General features: G+C 63.1%; 1 protein-coding gene. It reads left to right on the top strand.

Annotated features, from left to right (window positions below; genetic code table 11):
• Positions 1-347 (top strand): transposase (locus tag ACYVOK_RS35610; protein WP_460667024.1); only part of this gene is annotated, 347 nt, incomplete at its 5' end.
• Positions 348-526 lie beyond the last annotated feature (179 nt).

Here is a 526-nt window from a genome sequence, read left to right as displayed (position 1 = left end):
CCAGCATCGGCAACGGAGCCGCTTTCAGCCGGGGACGTGACTTTGGAGCTTGGCTCGGCTTGGTTCCGCGTCAGATCTCCACCAGAGACAGAACCGTGCTGGGCCGCCTGTCCACGCGCGGCAACAGCTACTTGCGATCCTTGTTGATCCAGGCCGCCCGTGTGCTGCTGCTCTGGCCAGCCAAGTGGCGCCAGCTCAGTTTCGGGGCATGGCTCACAGCTGCGTCCGCACGTCTGCACCACAACGTGCTGGCGGCGGCTCTGGCCAACAAGCTGGCCCGCATCGCCTGGAATGTGTTGAGCCAGAACCGGACTTATGAACCACGAGCAGCGACTGTGTTGGGTTGAGGCTGAGGGCCCGTCCCCGCACCATTCGCCGCTTGGAGCTCGCCGAGGTCTGCGAGAGGAAGACGAGATGGAGAACGGTCGCGCCGTCACATTGGGGCTCTGGTGACCCTGATGGCCATAAGGGCCGATCCGCTAATGAGAACCAGTGTGCGCGCATATCCATGAGGTCCAGGAGCAAA

The organism is Kribbella swartbergensis (assembly GCF_054784135.1).
The sequence above is the reverse complement of the archived record's forward strand: the minus strand, read 5'-3'. Positions and strand labels throughout refer to the sequence as shown.